The organism is Parvibaculum sp., assembly GCF_030694575.1.
GTDB lineage: Bacteria > Pseudomonadota > Alphaproteobacteria > Parvibaculales > Parvibaculaceae > Parvibaculum.
This window is the reverse complement of sequence record NZ_JAUYUS010000117.1, coordinates 27,196-42,683: the sequence shown is the minus strand read 5'-3', so window position 1 is coordinate 42,683 and position 15,488 is coordinate 27,196. Positions and strand designations below refer to the sequence as shown.

The window sequence follows — 15,488 nt, the reverse complement described above, 5'->3', positions numbered from 1 at the left end:
TCATCGTCCCGCGCCTCCCCGCACAATCCTCCCGCGAACAACAATAAAAAGGGGAGGGGTGGGCATGACCGCCTATGAAAACGTCACCATCGAGAGACAAGGCCCGGTAGCGCTCGTCCGGTTCGACCGGAAAGGCGCGCGCAACGCCTTCAATCAGCAGACGATCCTCGAACTCACGGACGTCGCGCGCCGCTTCCATGACGATCTCGAAACGCAGGCCGTGGTACTGACCGGTACACGCGAAGCCTTCTCCGGCGGTATCGACCTGAAGGAAAGAGCGAGCCGCGCCGTCACGGCGGGCACCGATCTCGAACTCAGGCAGGTCTATTATCGCGGCGTGAAGCTCTGCCAGGCCTGGGAGGACATGCCGCAGATCACGGTCGCCGCGATCGAGGGCATGGCGGTCGGTGCGGGCGTCGCGCTGCCGCTCGCGCTCGACTGGCGCGTCATGGGGCGGAACGCCTTTCTCTACGTCCCGGAAGTGAAGATCGGCATCAACCTGCAATGGGGTGCGCTGCCGCGTCTCATCACGCTGGTCGGCCCCGCCCGCGCGAAGCGCATCTGCATTCTCTGCGAGCGCATGAGCGCCGCGCATGCCCTCGACTGGGGCCTCATCGAGGAGATCGCGGATGACGGCCATGTCGTCGAAAAGGCGATGGAGCTTGCCGCCACCGCAGCGTCGATGCCCGCGCCCGCCATCCGCATGGTCAAGGAAGCGGTCAACGCAACGGCCAATGCGCTGCACAAGGTGAGCGCCTATGCCGATGCCGACCAGAGCCAGCTCTCGACCAATTTCCGCTCGGCGCGGGAGGAAAGCGACAAGTTCGTGAAGGGAAAGCGGTAGCCGTCAGGCCGCCGCTTCCTTCACCTTCAGCCGCGCCGCAATCTGTTCGAGCGAGAAGAGATGGTTGCCTTCCTTCACGACGTCATAGACCGTGACGTTCAGTGCCCGGAGCGTCTTGCGGACGATCTGTCTCGTCTCCGGGTGTTCGTCGAAGTCGATCACGTTGACGCAACAGGTGTTCTGGTCGATGGCCGCGAAGGTCGAGAGGCCGGAGCCCAGCGCCCAGCCGATCACCAGGCGGTTGATGCCGCCATGCGCGACGAGGGCGAGCGTCTCCCATTCGGGTTCGGCGATCACCTCTTCGAGCGCGGAGACGACGCGCGCGTTCACTTCCTCGAAGCTGTCGCCGCCATTGTAGCGCGCGCCGGGCAGATGCGCGTCGCGGAACGAATAGGCGATGTCGTTCAGATCCTTGATCTGGTCGCGGAAGGAGCTGTTGCTCTGGAATTCCACGAAATGCTCCAGCGGCTCGATTTCGAGCCCGCGCCCTTCGAGGATGAGTTGCGCCGTCTCGACGGAGCGCGGAAAGCTCGACGTCACCGCCCGGTCGAACGGAATTTTCTGGAGCGCCTTGCCGGTCAGGCTCGCCTGTTCGCGGCCCCAATCCGTCAGCGGCACGGCGGAGGCATCCGCCACCCGGTTCCCCTTGTCGTCGACATAGGAAACGTCGCCATGGCGGAACAGATAGATGCGGCGGCGGCGCGAGCCGTCGAAAGCGGTGCGAAGCATGGGCTTTCCCCCGGAAGAAAATAACGATGCCGCGCAGTATAGGCGGGAATGTGACGGAGAAGTGAAGCCTTACTCCGCCGCCTTCCCCTTGTTGTTTTTCTGCGCCGCCGCCATCGCGTCTTTCCCGAACACCCGCGCGAAGATCGTGTCGACATGCTTGGTGTGGTAGCCGAGGTCGAACAGTGCTTCGAGTTCGGCGTCGGAAAGCTTCGCCGAGACGTCCTTGTCCGCCTTCAGCAACTCAAGGAAATTGCCTTCCCCGCGCCAGACCGGCATGGCGTTCCGCTGCACGAGGCGGTAGGCGTCCTCGCGGGAGGCACCCTTCTGCGTCAGCGCCAGCAGCACGCGCTGCGAATGGACGAGCCCGCCGAGCTTGTCGAGGTTCTTCTGCATCTGCTCGGGATATACCAGCAGCTTGTCGATCACGCCGGTCAGTCGCGCCAGCGCGAAGTCGAGCGTCACCGTCGCGTCCGGGCCGATCATGCGTTCGACGGAGGAGTGCGAGATATCGCGCTCATGCCAGAGTGCCACGTTCTCCATCGCCGGGAGCGCCATGCCGCGCACGAGCCGGGCGAGGCCGGTCAGGTTTTCCGTCAGCACCGGGTTTCGCTTGTGCGGCATTGCCGACGAGCCCTTCTGGCCTTCGGAAAAGAACTCTTCGGCTTCCAGAACCTCGGTGCGCTGCAGGTGGCGGATTTCCGTCGCCACGCGCTCGATGGAGGAGGCGATGACGCCGAGCGTCGCGAAATACATGGCGTGGCGGTCGCGCGGGATCACCTGCGTCGACACGGGTTCCGGCTCGAGGCCGAGCGCCTTCGCGACATGTTCTTCCACGCGCGGATCGATATTGGCAAAGGTGCCGACGGCGCCCGAGATCGCGCAGGTCGCGACTTCCTTGCGGGCGTTCACCAGCCGCTCGCGGCAGCGTGTGAACTCGGCATAGGCTTCCGCCATCTTCAGGCCGAAGGTCACCGGCTCGGCATGGATGCCGTGGCTGCGGCCGATGGAAACCGTGTCCTTGTGCTCGAAGGCGCGGCGCTTGATGGCGGCCAGCAGATCGTCGATATCCTTCAGCATGATGTCGGCGGCGCGGACAAGCTGCACATTGAAGCAGGTGTCCAGCACGTCGGAAGACGTCATGCCCTGATGGACGAAGCGCGAATCCTCGCCGATGAATTCGGCCAGATGCGTGAGAAACGCGATGACGTCGTGCTTCACCTCGCGCTCGATCTCGTCGATCTTGGCGACGTCGAACACGGCCTTGTCGCCGCGCTCGCGAATGTTCTTCGCGGCCTCCTTCGGGATCACGCCCAGTTCCGCCAGCGCCTCGCAGGCATGCGCCTCGATTTCGAACCAGATGCGGAACTTCGTGTCGGGTTCCCAGATGGCGACCATTTCGGGCCGCGAATAGCGCGGAATCATCAGGCGCCTCTCAAGGTTGGCGGGGCAGGGGGAAGGAATGGGCAGGGTTTAGCACCGGGGGGCCCGCCTCTCAAGGGGATGCTTCCGGTGGCGCTTCCGGGGTCTTGGCGCTAGGCTTTCCCCAAGGAAAAAGGCAAAAACGAAGGGGAGGGGCTGATGGACAGCAATCTGAAGGGCGCGAAGCCGGTCATGCCGGAACTCGCGAAGCTCGACGCGACCGCGCAGGCCGAACTGGTGCGCAAGGGCGAGCTGACGGCGCTGGAGCTGGTGGAGGCGGGCATTTCCCGCATCGAACAGGTCAATCCCCAGGTCAACGCCGTGGTGGAAAAATTCTACGACCGGGCGCGCGAAGCGGCCAAAGGCAAGCTGCCCGAGGGGCCCTTCACCGGCGTCCCGAACCTCGTGAAGGATCTCGACAATCTGAAAGGCACGCGCGCCACCTCCGGCTCGCGCTTTCTCGCGCAGAATATCTCGCCGGAAACCGATCCCATCATCGCGGGCAAGGAGAAGTCGGGCTTCGTCATGGTCGGCAAGAGCAACACGCCGGAATTCGGCCTGCTCGGCACGACGGAATCGCTGCTGCTCGGTTCTTGCAACAATCCGTGGAACGTCGCGCATTCGCCGGGCGGTTCGTCGGGCGGCGCGGCGGCGGCGGTCGCTTCCGGCATGGTGCCTGTCGCCCATGCGACGGATGGCGGCGGTTCGATCCGCATTCCCGCTTCCTGCTGCGGCGTCTTCGGGCTGAAGCCGAGCCGTGGCCGCATCTATCTCGGCGAGAGGCAATTGCCGGGCGATATCGGGTTCCAGCATTGCGTCAGCCGTTCGGTTCGCGACAGTGCGACGCTGCTCTCGCTCACGGAGCTCACGGGCAAGGAAGCCGTGCTGCCGCCGGTCGGCCGCGTCGAGGGGCCGGGCAAGAAGCGCCTCAGGATCGCTTTCGGCACCATGGACTACAAGGGCCGGGAGCCCGCGCCGGATGTGAAGGCGGCACTTGAGGATGTGGCGCAGCTCTGCGCCGATCTCGGTCACGAGATTGTCCCCGCTCGGAACCGGATCGATGGCGCTGCCTTTGAGGATGCGTTCCTCGCCGCCTGGGCGTCGGGCCCGGCGGAGCTTGTCGCGCTCGTGAAGCAGATGGGCCTCGATCCCGAAGCCGTGCTTGAGCCCTGGACCGTCGGCCTTGCCGAGCTCTTCAACAGCAAGCCCGCGGGCACGCTGGAAAAGTCGCTCGCCCATTTCGCGAAAGTCACCGCACAGACCGAGGCCTTCATGGCGGATTACGACGTCTGGCTGACGCCGGTGCTGGCCTCCGCGCCGCCGAAGACCGGCGAGCAGGCGCCGACCGTGCCTTTCGATACGCTTTATGAGCGCGTCTTCAACTACGTCACCTACACGCCGCTCCACAATGTGGTGGGCACGCCCGCCATGTCCGTGCCGCTGTCGTGGAACAAGGCCGGCCTCCCCATCGGCTCGCAATTCGCCGCGCAGCCCGGGCAGGAGAAAGTCCTCCTCGAACTCGCCTTCGAACTCGAACAGGCCCGTCCGTGGGCGGACAAATATCCGCCGGTGTTTGCGGGATAACCACTTGCTCTTCAAGTGGCGGTTTTCTACGAGGTTGTCCAAATAAGAAATGTCATCCCGGCGAAAGCCGGGATCCACTCGCAGATCAACTGGCCGCAGCCATTGACTTGTATTGGACGGTGGCTGCGATTAATGCCTCCCTCGACATCGCTTACTAAGGGAACCAATGGGTCCCGGCTTTCGCCGGGATGACATTTCCTTTTCAGGGTGCCCGCTTCCAAAAACCGGGGACAAAAATCTTGTCCCCACGTGTGGCAATCGCGTCAGAACCGGAATGTCACAGCGTGCAAACCGGACACAGGGCCGAGATTTCTTATCCCCGGTTTCAGGCACATTGCCATTGCCACCCATGATCCGTCTTCCATGCGAAGACCGTCGAAATCACCCCGGGGATTATTACGCGCAAACTGCGCCGGGAGACGGGGATAAGAAGCCGGATACCCCTTCATGACGGTTTGATGACAGTTCGATGACGGTCCGGCCGGGGGCAAGCCGGAAAGATGTTGTTTTTCAACAGGTTGATTGACGTTTTCGCCATTCGCCGGTTTTGCGCAAAAACCGCGTTTTCCCGCCTGATCGTCCGTGTTCAGATCAATCCCAAAGTCCGGAAACTCGCATGCCGTCCCTTGCCGACGACGAGGTGGTCATGCACCTCGATGCCGAGGGGTTTCGCCGTATTGACGATCTGGCGCGTCATCTCGACATCTGCGGTGGAGGGCGTCGGGTCGCCTGACGGATGGTTGTGCACGAGGATGAGGGCGGAGGCGTTGAGTTCGAGTGCGCGTTTGACGACTTCGCGCGGATAGACCGGCGTGTGGTCGACCGTTCCCTTCTGTTGCACTTCGTCCGCGATCAGAACATTTTTCCGGTCGAGGAAGAGGATGCGAAATTGTTCGGTCGGGTTGTGCGCCATCGAGGCGGAGCAGTAATCGAGGAGCGCGTTCCACGAACCCAGCACCTCCTTCTTCAGCACCGCAGCTTGCGAAAGCCGGATCCCGGCCTCGCGGGCAATGCGCAATTCGGTGACGGTCGCGTCCTTCACGCCCTTCACTTCGCGCAGACGGGCGGGCTCTGCGTTCAGCACTTCCGAGAAGCCGCCGAACTTCGCGATAAGCTCCTTCGCGAGCGGCTTCACGTCGCGTTGCGGGATCGCGCGGAAGAGGATGAGTTCTAGAAGTTCGTAGTCGGGCAGCGTTTCCGGCGATTTCAGGAAGCGCTCGCGAAGCCTTTCGCGATGTCCGGCGTAGTGCGGCTTGGCGTCGGCGTCGCCGCTCTCCATTCGTTCGGCTCAGGCGTAGGGCGGGCAGTCGAAGCCCGCCGGCGATTTCGTGAAGATTTCCGCGCCGTCTTCCGTGATGCCGATCGAATGCTCGAACTGCGCGGAGAGCGAGCGGTCGCGCGTGACCGCCGTCCAGCCGTCGGACAGGATCTTCACGCCCGGCTTGCCGAGATTGATCATCGGCTCGATGGTGAAGAACATGCCCTGCTTCAGCACCGCGCCCTGGCCCTTGCGACCGTAGTGAAGGATGTTCGGCGCATCGTGGAAGACGCGGCCGAGCCCGTGGCCGCAGAATTCGCGCACCACCGAGCAGCGCTGGCTTTCGGCGAATTCCTGAATCGCCCAGCCGATGTCGCCGAGCGTCGCGCCGGGCTTTGCCGCCGCGATGCCGCGCATCATGGATTCATACGTCACCTCGACAAGCCGCTGCGCCTTGCGCGGCGCTTCGCCGGCGAAATACATGCGGTTGGTGTCGCCGTGCCAGCCGTCGAGGATGTAGGTCACGTCGATATTGACCGCGTCGCCGTCGCGCAGCACGCGGTCGCCGGGAATGCCGTGGCAGACGACGTGGTTGATAGAGGTGCAGCAGGACTTGCGGAAGCCGCGATAATTCAGCGGCGCGGGATAGGCGCCGTGGTCCATCGCATAGTCGAAGACGAGCTTGTCGAGCGCGTCCGTCGTCACGCCGGGACGCACTTCAGCGACCAGCATGTCGAGCGCGCTCGCGGCAAGCCGGCCGACGCGGCGCATGCCTTCGAAGGCTTCGGCGTCGTGGAGCTTGATCCGGCCGATATTGACGTCCGGGGCTTCGGCTGCGTCGGTAAAACTCATCTCGTCTCGCAATCGGGAAGAAGGGTGATTTGTCCAGCCTAACATAGTATCGCGGCCGCCGCGGGCCTAGCCCCCGATTTCCGGGGCTTTTGCGGGGTTTTCCGGGCCCCGCTGCATTTGAAAGGGCGGTCGCGGGGGCGTTATCCTGTATAGATAGCCGCGAGCCCCCGAGCGAAGGACAAGACCCATGCCCGATACGAAACTCGTCACCGCCTGCGTGCTGCTGATCGGCGATGAGATTCTGTCGGGCCGCACCCGGGATTCGAACCTCGGCTATATCGCGACGCATCTGAACAGGATCGGCGTGCAGGTGCGCGAGGCGCGCGTCATTCCCGATATCGAGGAGACGATCGTCGCGACGCTGAACGAGGTCAGGGCGCGCTACGACTATGTTTTCACGACCGGCGGTATCGGCCCGACGCATGACGACATCACGGCGGACGCGGTCGCCAAGGCCTTCGGCGTCGGCATCGATTACCATCCGGAAGCCGTGAAGCTGCTCGGCGATCACTACGCGGCGACCGGCGGCGAATTCACCAAGGCGCGGATGCGGATGGCGCGGCTGCCGGAAGGCGCCACCATGATCGACAACCCCTTGAGCAAGGCGCCCGGTTTCCAGATCGGCAATGTCTTCGTGATGGCCGGCGTGCCGATGGTCATGCAGGTCATGCTGGACAGCCTGACCGGCCGCCTCGAAGGCGGCGCTGCGATGCAGAGCCGCACCGTCACCGGCCAGATCGGCGAGGGCACCATCGCGGAAAAACTGGGCGACCTGCAGGCCCGCCACCCGGATGTCGGCATCGGCAGCTATCCCTATTACCGGGGCAAGGTTTTCGGCACCAGCATCGTCATGCGCGCCGTCGATTCGACCGAGCTCGATATCGTCGCGGGCGAGGTGGCGGAATTGATGCGCGCCTTTGGCGTGGAACCCGCCATCGGCGATCCGGCATGATAAATGGCGGAAAAGCTGGGATTTCTGTCGCATATCTGCAACAGACGCGGCAACATTACGAAAGTTTCAGCATCCCTGCCGGTTCTGGCGCGATACAATTTCTGACGAACCGACTAGAGTTCTCGGCTTGAAGGGTCTGTCGGTCGCGTCTGGCGGCTTGCTTCGCACGGGGAGGCTGGCAGAGGGGAAACAGGCTTCGACCTGCAAATAATAGCCTGGGAACGATTTAGGGTCACGGTACCCGGAGGGAGAAACGACATGAAGAAGACCATCGGAATTTTGGGCCTGGTCGCCGGCGCTGCGATGATGCTGTCGAGCGCTGCCTCGGCTCTCGACTCGAGCTTCGACGCGCAGTCGAAGTCCGGCACGCACAAGTTCTACGTCTGGTGCACCGGCGGCGCGGACAGCGAGCAGACCGCCCAGGGCGCGAATGCCAAGGAAGCTCAGGCGACGCTCGCCGCGAGCGCCGGCGGCAATTGCTGGCCGGTATGGCAGGGCCTCGAGGGCTAAGCTCTCGTCGCTTCGACGGAATGACAAACGGCGGTCCCTCGGGGCCGCCGTTTTTCTTTGTGCGCTCTTTAGTTTTTGCGCTCGCGCCCGCGAGCGGGCATACCTGTGGCAGAAGGGCCCCTTGGCGAAACTGGTATACGCAGCAGACTTAAAATCTGCTTCTCGTAAGGGAGTGCGGGTTCGAGTCCCGCAGGGGCCACCACTCCGCGTTCAGCCGTGACCGGCCAGCGCGTGGCGGTCTTCGCTGTAGAGCGCGTCGGCGGGCAGGCTTTCGTCTTCCTTCAGGGAGGCGTCGAACTTGTAGAGCGTCGAGCAGTAGCCGCAGACGATCTCGTTTTCGCGGCCCATGTCGAGGAAGACATGCGGATGATCGAAGGGCGGGTTCGCGCCGATGCACTCGAACTCCCTGACGCCGATACGGATTTCCCGGACGCCCGCCTGGTTGCTGAATTTCGGTGTGGCTCCGCCGCTCATCTCGCGCTCTCCGCATGACCTGAAACTGCGGTGAAACTAGAGCCGCGCGGAGCCCTCCGCAAGGCGTCCGGACGGCGGATTCCGCGCCGGTCGGCGAAAAACGCCATTTCCGGTGCAAGCTGTTGAAAGGACAAGGGTTTCCGGTCTTTTGCCGGTTTGACTGTCATCGTATTGTCATGAAAATGTCACAAACACTTTCCGGCGGGGCGGGAGGGGGTGCCGAGGGGTCCCGGGGCGGCTGCGCGCGACGGAAGATATCCCCTCTTGAAACCGGAATCGCCCGGCCGCGAGAGGGCGGGTCCGGGCGGAGGGAAGGCCTCATGATCCGTAGACGGATGATCCCGAACGCCGTCCGGCGGGACGCCCCGGAGGCGCAAAAAGCGGATTTGAAGATATCCCCACTTGAAATCGAAAATCGCCGGGCCGGATTTCGCGGCGGCGCGCAGAATTCTCGCGCAGGCGGCAAATACGTGGCGGATGGGCCACAGCGGGGATAGGGGAGTGTCGTTTTTCAGCTTCCGCCTTGGGGCAATTGCTCCGGCTCTCGTCTGGCAAGGCGCTGGAGGGCGGCGGGTTTTTTCAGGATGATTCTGGCGTAACCGGTTTCGATGAGGCCTTGCGTTTCCAGTTGCTTGAGGAGGCCATTCAACGTCTGGCGGGAGATGCCGACCGTGGTGGCGAGGTCTTTCTGGGAGAGGCGGAACTCGACGGCGCGGCGGCCGGGGAGGGACCTTCCTTCCTCCTCCGCGAAGTAGAGCAGGCGCTGGGCGAGGCGGGTCATGGCGGGGAGCGTCGCCGTACTCACGATATGGGCGATGGCGAGACGGTAGTGCTCGCAGAGGAGGCGGGTGAAGGCGGCATAATGTGCCGCGCTCCCTTCGGTAAGCTTGCGGAAGGCAGGGGGAGCGAGCTGCAGCACGCTTGCCTCGCCGATGGCGACGGCGTCCGAGAAGCGGGGGCGGCCATCCAGCATGGAGGATTCGCCGAACCATGTGCCGGGATTGGTGGCGCCGAGAAGGGCAGGACTGCCGTCTCCCGCGTAATGGACGATGCGGACCTCGCCCGCGAGCAGCAGGAAGAGGCCGTTCGGTGCGTCGCCCGTGAGATAGATCGGCTGGTTGCGGAAGCGGCGGATGCGGGCTTCCGCGACGATGCCTTCCGCCAGCGCCGGCGGCAGCGCGGCGAACCATTCGGAACGCGAGAGGATATGACGCAGGGCTTTCCCGTTCATGTGGCACCTATACATCCGGCAGACCGGCATTGGCGGAAAAAGCGCGCGAATTGTCAAGTATCTGACAATTCGATTTGACGGATGGGCCTAGTCTCCGCCGCATCAACAAGAGGAGATGCGGGATGGCGATGAGCGCTTTGGTGGAAACGCCGGTGAGAGGCCAGGTGAGCGAGGCGGAATGGGCGCTGCGGGTGGAGCTTGCGGCCTGCTACCGAATGATCGCGCATCTGGGCTGGGACGATCTCGTCTTCACGCATATTTCGGCGCGGGTACCGGGGGAGGACGGGCATTTCCTGCTCAACCCTTACGGATTGATGTTCGAAGAGGTGACGGCGTCGTCGCTGGTGAAGCTCGACATCGAGGGCAACAAGGTTCTGCCGTCGTCTTATGATGTGATCCCTGCCGGCTTCATCATCCACAGCGCGGTGCATGAGGCGCGGGCGGATGCGCATTGCGTCATCCATCTGCATACGCCGGAGGGCGTGGCCGTGTCGTGCCGGAAGGGCGGGCTGCGCCCCGTGTCGCAGACGGCGCTTTATGCGTTGGCGTCGATTTCCTATCACGCTTACGAGGGCGTGGCGCTGGAGGCGGAAGAGAAGCCGCGGCTGCAGGCCGATCTAGGCCGCGCCAAAATGATGATCCTGGAAAATCACGGGCTGCTGACCTGCGGGCGGAGCGTCGGCGATGCCTTTCTCGCCATGTTCACGCTGCAGCGCGCCTGCGAAGTGCAGGTGATGGCGGAGGCGGGCGGAGCGGAACTCATCGAGATACCGCGCGCGATCCTTGACGGCATCGGCGCCCAGGTGAAGCAGACGCTCGGCAATAGCGGTTCGGACCGCGTGTGGCCGGCGGTGATGCGGAAGATGGAGCGGCTCGATCCTTCGTTTCGGGAGTAAGGCATTTGCAAATCAATCGAAAGGAACATCCCATGTCGTCTTCAACACCTCATCTCCGCGCGACATTTACCGATATGGCAGAGGGGACGCAGGAGGACTGGAGCCGGATCGCCGATGAGTTTCTGCCTTTCGCGGCGAAGCTGCCGCTGCGGGTGCTCGATCATCTGAGGCTGCTGGACGGGGATTATGGCGGGTTCATCGTCGACCGGCTGACGCACAGCATGCAGACGGCGACGCGGGCGCATCATGACGGGCGGGACGAGGAATATGTCGTCTGTGCGCTGCTGCACGACATCGGCGACACGCTGGGGAGCTATAATCACCCTGATATCGCGGCGGCAATCCTGAAGCCGTTCGTCAGCCCGGAGAATCACTGGATGGTCGCGCATCACGGAATTTTCCAGGGTTATTACTTCTTCCACTATCTCGGCATGGACCGGAACGGGCGGGACAAGTTCAAGGGCAATCCGCTTTACGAGCGGACGGCGGAGTTCTGTGCGAAGTACGATGCGCCCGCCTTCGATCCCCACTACCGCTCGCTGCCGCTCGACTTTTTCGAGCCGATGCTGCACCGCATCCTGGCTGCGCCCCGGCGGGAGAGGGTGCCGGCCGACGGATAACGGGCGGCCGACGGATAACGGGCGGCCGGCGCAAGGGGAAGGCGGGAAGAAGGAGATGGGCGGGCTGACCTTCAGTCCAATCTTCCACCCTCCCCTCGGGGAGGGTCAAACGGCTGAAGGCCGTTTGGGGCGGGGGCTCGGCGTGCAAGTGGAGTGAACTCGTTGCCGATTGTGTATGCGGGTTCTACGGCGACCCCGCCCCGAAAAATTCTTCGCTGCGCTCGAATTTTGTCGACCCTCCCCCAAGGGGAGGGTGGGAAGAGGAGGGATTCGCCGGGGGCGTGGTTATGCGATGGAATGCCCGCCGGACCGGCCCTTCGCATGGCTCCGGGCGTTCGGTCCTCGCAAAGGGCCACCGGCCCTTTGCGTTTGCTTCGCAAACCGGACCTCACCCTTACGAAAATGTGAGGTTGGGGGGAGCGAAGGTGCTTGGTCGGGCGGGGGTGCATCGGCCATAATTGCGTAGCGGCAATGACGGGCCGAAGAGCCCGCGGCCGGACACATGGAGGAGGAACTCCCGAGATGAAGAACGCGGCCTCGACCGGCCATGCCGCTGCGCGTGGCGCAGAGGGCGCGCCGCTATCGCGCTGGACGCTGTTTGCCTTTGCGCTGCCGGCGGTGCCGATTTCCGCGATGGGGTTACCTCTCGTCGTTCACCTGCCGCCTTTCTATGCGGGCACGCTCGGGCTCGGGCTGCCGGTGGTGGGCGCGATCTTCATGCTGGCGCGGTTCTGGGACGTGTTCACCGATCCCGTGCTCGGCATTCTCTCCGACAAATACGAGACCAGGTGGGGCAGGCGGCGGCACTGGATCGTCGCCTCGGTGCCGATCATGCTGGTGTCGGTGTTCATGATCTTCATGCCGCCGGGCACGGTGAGCGCGAGCTACCTCATCTTCTGGCTCTTCATTCTCTATGTCGGCTGGACGCTGCTGACGATTTCGCACATGTCGTGGGGGGCGGAGCTGACGCCCATCTATCACGAACGCTCGCGCGTGCAGGGCGCGCGCGAGGTGCTGCTCATTCTCGGCATGGTGTTCGTGCTGATGCTGCCGGTGATGATCGAGCAGCTCGAGCCGGAGAACCTCGCCTCGGCGCGCGTCGCCTCGATGGGCTGGTTCGTGCTGATCCTGCTGCCGCTGACGGTGGCGCTGGCCGTGTGGAAGGTGCCGGAACGGCCGACGAAGCCGCCGGTGCATGTGCCGATGCGGCAGGCGGTGGGCGCGCTGGTGAGCAGCCGGCCGCTGCAGATCGTGCTCGCGGCGGACCTCATTTCCGGCGTGTCGGGCGGGCTCGTCGCGTCGATGTTCCTGTTTCTCGCGGAAGACGCGCTGCAGCTCGGCAAATATTCGAGCCTGATGCTGCTCGGCTATTTCCTCTCGGGCGTCGCCTTCATTCCGATGATCCTGTGGGTGAGCCGGAAGCTCGGCAAGCACAGGACGGCGGCCTATTCGGCGCTGTTCAACGCGGCGAGCGTGCCGCTCATCCTGCTGGTGCCGGCGGGGAATGCGGGCGCGGCGCTGGCGGTGTGGATCCTTTGCGGCGTCAACATGGCGGCGGGGCCGTTCCTGTTCCGCTCGATCATGGCCGACGTCGCGGACCACGACACGGTGATCACGCATCAGCAGCGGACGGGGCTTTTCTATTCGATGCTGACATCGACCAACAAGATCGGCGCGGCGGTGGCGATCTTCATGGGCTATACGCTGCTCGACGCCATCGGCTTCCGCGCCGGGGGCGAGAACACGCAGGCCGCGCTCGACGGGCTGCGCATGGTCTATGTGTGGCCGGCCTGCGTCATCAGCATCGCGGTCGCGGGCATCATGTGGTTCTTCCCCATCGACGAGAAGGCGCAGCAGGCGAACCGCGCGATACTGGAAGAGCGCGGGCTGGAAGCGGCGGCGGCGGCCATCGCCATGCGGACGGGGCAGCCTTCGGACGCGCAATCCTCCGGCGTGGCGGCGGATTGAGGATGGCGGTGTTTTCATCCGGCGGCGTCGAGATCGCCTATGAGGTAGCGGGGGAGGGATATCCGATCCTGCTGGTGCATGGCTTCGCGGCGACCGCCGACGACAATTGGGGCCGCACGGGGTGGGTGCAGGCGCTGACGCGGGCGAAGCGCAAGGTCGTGACGTTCGACCTGCGCGGGCACGGGGCGAGCGCGAAGCTTTACGATCCGGCCGACTACACGATGGAGAAGATGGCGGGGGACGCGGTGGCGCTGCTCGATCACCTGGGGCTCGAGCGGGCGGACCTGATCGGCTATTCGATGGGGGCGGGGATCGCCATGCGGCTTGCCGCGACACAGGGCGCGCGGTTCCGCTTCGTGGTGCTGGGCGGCGTCGGCGGGCGGATGCTGGAGCCGTCGTCCTTCGGCGCGGCGACGGCCGACGCGCTCGAAGCCGCGGACCCGGAAACGATCGGCGACCGGACGGCGCGGGGCTTCCGGCTCTATGCCGAAGGGCTCGGCCAGGACCTGCGGGCGATTGCCGCCTGCGCGCGGGCGCCGCGCGGCGGGGCGGCAACCGATTTCCTCGGCGAGATCCGCAACGAGACGCTGGTGATCGCGGGCGCGCGGGACGACATGGCGGGCGATCCGGCGGTGCTCGCGGCGCGCATTCCGGGCGCGAAGGCGGAAACCATTCCCGGTACGGATCATATGTTCGCGCTGCCGAACCCGATGTTCAAGGGCGCGGTCATGGATTTTCTCACCGGCTATATCTGAATTCGAACTGTCGAGGCTGAGCAGCAATATGAACGCTAAACGCTTGTCGTCGTGGCGCCTGGCCGCCTTCTCCGGGCCCGCCCTTCCCATCGGCGCGCTCGGGCTTCCGATCGGCGTCTACCTGCCGCATTTCTATGCCGGGCCGATGGGGCTGGGGCTTGCCGCGGTCGGCACGATCTTCATGCTGGCGCGGTTCTGGGACGTCTTCACCGATCCGGCGATGGGGGTGCTGTCCGACAAGTTTCCCTCGCGCTGGGGCAGGCGGCGGCACTGGATCGTGCTGTCGGTGCCGATCCTCATGCTGTCGGCCTATATGGTGTTCGTGCCGACGGCGCCGGTGACGAGCTTCTATCTGCTGGCGTGGATGTTCTTTCTCTATATCGGCTGGACGCTGCTGACGCTGTCGCACATGGCATGGGCGGCGGAGCTTTCCGACGACTATAACGAGCGCTCGCGCATCCAGGGTTTCCGCGAGGCGTTCCAGTTGCTCGGCGTGCCGCTGGTGCTGCTGCTGCCGGCGGTGATCGAGCGGATGGGACCGGAGAACATGGAGGCGGCGCGCGTCGCCTCGATGGGCTGGTTCATCATGATCGTGCTGCCGATCGCGATCGGGCTCAACCTCTGGCTGGTGCCGGAAAAACCGGCACGGCCGCAGAAGCATGCGAGTTTTCTCGCGCAGGTGGTGCCGCTGTTCCGCAACGTGCCGCTCCGGCGGCTGCTGGCGGCGGATTTCCTTTCGGGCTTCGCGGGCACGGCGCTGGCGTCGATGTACATGTACGAGGCGACGCTGGTCTGGGGCGTGGGCTCGTCGGCGAGCCTGTTGCTGCTGCTCTATTTCTTCGGCGGCATCGGCTTCATCCCGCTGGTGCTGAAGGCGAGCTATTATCTCGGCAAGCACCGCACCGTGGTGGTGGCGGCGGGGTTCAATGTTCTCTTTCCGCCGGTGATCTTCCTCATTCCGTTCGGCAATGTCTGGGTGGCGGCGGCGGTGCTGTTCTTCCTCGGCGTCAATGTCGGCACGACGACGACGCTTTACCGCTCGATGATGGCGGATGTGGCCGATCTCGACGAACTGGAGACGGGGCAGAAACGGACGGGGCTTTTCTATGCGCTGCTGACGCTGACGCAGAAGATCGGCGGGGCGGTGGCGGTCGGCGTCGTGTTCTGGACGCTGGCGCTGATCGGCTTCAACCCGCAGGGCGAGAATGCGCCGGGCGCGGTGCAGGGGCTGTCCTATGTGTTCGTCGCCGTGCCGATGATCTGCAATGCGCTGGTGGCGGCGATCATCTGGTTCTATCCGATCGGGCTCAAGGAACAGGAAGAGTTGCGCCGCAAACTCGACGAGCGTTTCGTCGAGGAAGTGGAGCAGACGGAGCGGGCGCCGAATTTGCCGTGA

15 protein-coding genes and 1 tRNA gene are annotated in these 15,488 nt (G+C 64.3%); 10 read left to right on the top strand and 6 right to left on the bottom strand.

All coding sequences use genetic code 11. The features are described from left to right. Positions 1–64: 64 nt before the first annotated feature. Positions 65–844 (top strand): enoyl-CoA hydratase/isomerase family protein, encoded by a 780-nt coding sequence (locus tag Q8S60_RS16610; protein ID WP_305276648.1) that lies wholly within the window; start codon positions 65–67, stop codon positions 842–844. A gap of 3 nt (positions 845–847) precedes the next feature. On the opposite strand, the gene Q8S60_RS16605 is transcribed toward Q8S60_RS16610, so the two are convergent. Together Q8S60_RS16605 and purB are read right to left on the bottom strand one after the other, a co-directional pair. Then, complete coding sequence (locus Q8S60_RS16605) at positions 848–1,573, bottom strand: histidine phosphatase family protein (protein WP_305276650.1); 726 nt, start codon at positions 1,571–1,573, stop codon at positions 848–850. A 69-nt stretch (positions 1,574–1,642) separates the two neighbouring features. Continuing rightward, positions 1,643–2,995, bottom strand: coding sequence for an adenylosuccinate lyase (gene purB, locus Q8S60_RS16600; RefSeq protein WP_305276651.1), 1,353 nt, complete (start codon positions 2,993–2,995; stop codon positions 1,643–1,645). Between the two features lie 156 nt (positions 2,996–3,151). Between purB and Q8S60_RS16595 the strand changes: the two genes are divergently transcribed. Next, positions 3,152–4,576 (top strand): amidase, encoded by a 1,425-nt coding sequence (locus Q8S60_RS16595; RefSeq protein ID WP_305276652.1) that lies wholly within the window; start codon positions 3,152–3,154, stop codon positions 4,574–4,576. Between the two features lie 586 nt (positions 4,577–5,162). Here Q8S60_RS16595 and radC read toward each other — a convergent pair. Beyond that, positions 5,163–5,855: a DNA repair protein RadC gene (radC, locus tag Q8S60_RS16590; protein WP_305276653.1), complete on the bottom strand. Its 693-nt coding sequence runs from the start codon at positions 5,853–5,855 to the stop codon at positions 5,163–5,165. A gap of 9 nt (positions 5,856–5,864) precedes the next feature. Further along, positions 5,865–6,686 (bottom strand): type I methionyl aminopeptidase, encoded by an 822-nt coding sequence (gene map / locus Q8S60_RS16585; RefSeq protein ID WP_305276654.1) that lies wholly within the window; start codon positions 6,684–6,686, stop codon positions 5,865–5,867. Between the two features lie 187 nt (positions 6,687–6,873). Here map and Q8S60_RS16580 point away from each other — a divergent pair, with 187 nt between their 5' ends. The 3 genes from Q8S60_RS16580 to Q8S60_RS16570 all read left to right on the top strand — a co-directional run bounded on the left by Q8S60_RS16580 (position 6,874) and on the right by Q8S60_RS16570 (position 8,350). Beyond that, positions 6,874–7,638 (top strand): molybdopterin-binding protein, encoded by a 765-nt coding sequence (locus Q8S60_RS16580; RefSeq protein ID WP_305276655.1) that lies wholly within the window; start codon positions 6,874–6,876, stop codon positions 7,636–7,638. Positions 7,639–7,896: 258 nt separating this feature from the next. Then, on the top strand, positions 7,897–8,148 hold the full coding sequence (locus Q8S60_RS16575) for a hypothetical protein (protein ID WP_305276656.1): 252 nt from the start codon (positions 7,897–7,899) through the stop codon (positions 8,146–8,148). Between the two features lie 115 nt (positions 8,149–8,263). Beyond that, positions 8,264–8,350 (top strand) — tRNA-Leu (locus Q8S60_RS16570). A gap of 8 nt (positions 8,351–8,358) precedes the next feature. Here Q8S60_RS16570 and Q8S60_RS16565 read toward each other — a convergent pair. Then, complete coding sequence (locus Q8S60_RS16565; RefSeq protein WP_305276657.1) at positions 8,359–8,622, bottom strand: zinc-finger domain-containing protein; 264 nt, start codon at positions 8,620–8,622, stop codon at positions 8,359–8,361. Positions 8,623–9,133: 511 nt separating this feature from the next. Further along, complete coding sequence (locus tag Q8S60_RS16560) at positions 9,134–9,853, bottom strand: Crp/Fnr family transcriptional regulator (protein ID WP_305276658.1); 720 nt, start codon at positions 9,851–9,853, stop codon at positions 9,134–9,136. A 122-nt stretch (positions 9,854–9,975) separates the two neighbouring features. Between Q8S60_RS16560 and Q8S60_RS16555 the strand changes: the two genes are divergently transcribed. The 5 genes from Q8S60_RS16555 (at position 9,976) to Q8S60_RS16535 (ending at position 15,488) form a co-directional block, all read left to right on the top strand. Next, positions 9,976–10,749 (top strand): class II aldolase/adducin family protein, encoded by a 774-nt coding sequence (locus Q8S60_RS16555; RefSeq protein ID WP_305276659.1) that lies wholly within the window; start codon positions 9,976–9,978, stop codon positions 10,747–10,749. A 32-nt stretch (positions 10,750–10,781) separates the two neighbouring features. Beyond that, on the top strand, positions 10,782–11,369 hold the full coding sequence (locus tag Q8S60_RS16550; protein ID WP_305276660.1) for an HD domain-containing protein: 588 nt from the start codon (positions 10,782–10,784) through the stop codon (positions 11,367–11,369). 522 nt (positions 11,370–11,891) lie between these two features. Beyond that, complete coding sequence (locus Q8S60_RS16545; protein WP_305276661.1) at positions 11,892–13,337, top strand: MFS transporter; 1,446 nt, start codon at positions 11,892–11,894, stop codon at positions 13,335–13,337. 2 nt (positions 13,338–13,339) lie between these two features. Next, positions 13,340–14,092, top strand: a complete 753-nt coding sequence (locus tag Q8S60_RS16540) for an alpha/beta fold hydrolase (protein WP_305668728.1) — start codon at positions 13,340–13,342, stop codon at positions 14,090–14,092. A 28-nt stretch (positions 14,093–14,120) separates the two neighbouring features. Continuing rightward, a complete protein-coding gene (locus Q8S60_RS16535) occupies positions 14,121–15,488 on the top strand; it encodes an MFS transporter (RefSeq protein ID WP_305276663.1) in 1,368 nt (455 codons plus the stop codon).

Bases quoted from the DNA above. Each gene is read 5' to 3' on its own strand.
- Q8S60_RS16610 (WP_305276648.1), top strand. From the start codon at position 65: ATGACCGCCTATGAAAACGTCACCATCGAGAGACAAGGCCCGGTAGCG.
- Q8S60_RS16605 (WP_305276650.1), bottom strand. From the start codon at position 1,573: ATGCTTCGCACCGCTTTCGACGGCTCGCGCCGCCGCCGCATCTATCTG.
- purB (WP_305276651.1), bottom strand. From the start codon at position 2,995: ATGATTCCGCGCTATTCGCGGCCCGAAATGGTCGCCATCTGGGAACCC.
- Q8S60_RS16595 (WP_305276652.1), top strand. From the start codon at position 3,152: ATGGACAGCAATCTGAAGGGCGCGAAGCCGGTCATGCCGGAACTCGCG.
- radC (WP_305276653.1), bottom strand. From the start codon at position 5,855: ATGGAGAGCGGCGACGCCGACGCCAAGCCGCACTACGCCGGACATCGC.
- map (WP_305276654.1), bottom strand. From the start codon at position 6,686: ATGAGTTTTACCGACGCAGCCGAAGCCCCGGACGTCAATATCGGCCGG.
- Q8S60_RS16580 (WP_305276655.1), top strand. From the start codon at position 6,874: ATGCCCGATACGAAACTCGTCACCGCCTGCGTGCTGCTGATCGGCGAT.
- Q8S60_RS16575 (WP_305276656.1), top strand. From the start codon at position 7,897: ATGAAGAAGACCATCGGAATTTTGGGCCTGGTCGCCGGCGCTGCGATG.
- Q8S60_RS16565 (WP_305276657.1), bottom strand. From the start codon at position 8,622: ATGAGCGGCGGAGCCACACCGAAATTCAGCAACCAGGCGGGCGTCCGG.
- Q8S60_RS16560 (WP_305276658.1), bottom strand. From the start codon at position 9,853: ATGAACGGGAAAGCCCTGCGTCATATCCTCTCGCGTTCCGAATGGTTC.
- Q8S60_RS16555 (WP_305276659.1), top strand. From the start codon at position 9,976: ATGGCGATGAGCGCTTTGGTGGAAACGCCGGTGAGAGGCCAGGTGAGC.
- Q8S60_RS16550 (WP_305276660.1), top strand. From the start codon at position 10,782: ATGTCGTCTTCAACACCTCATCTCCGCGCGACATTTACCGATATGGCA.
- Q8S60_RS16545 (WP_305276661.1), top strand. From the start codon at position 11,892: ATGAAGAACGCGGCCTCGACCGGCCATGCCGCTGCGCGTGGCGCAGAG.
- Q8S60_RS16540 (WP_305668728.1), top strand. From the start codon at position 13,340: ATGGCGGTGTTTTCATCCGGCGGCGTCGAGATCGCCTATGAGGTAGCG.
- Q8S60_RS16535 (WP_305276663.1), top strand. From the start codon at position 14,121: ATGAACGCTAAACGCTTGTCGTCGTGGCGCCTGGCCGCCTTCTCCGGG.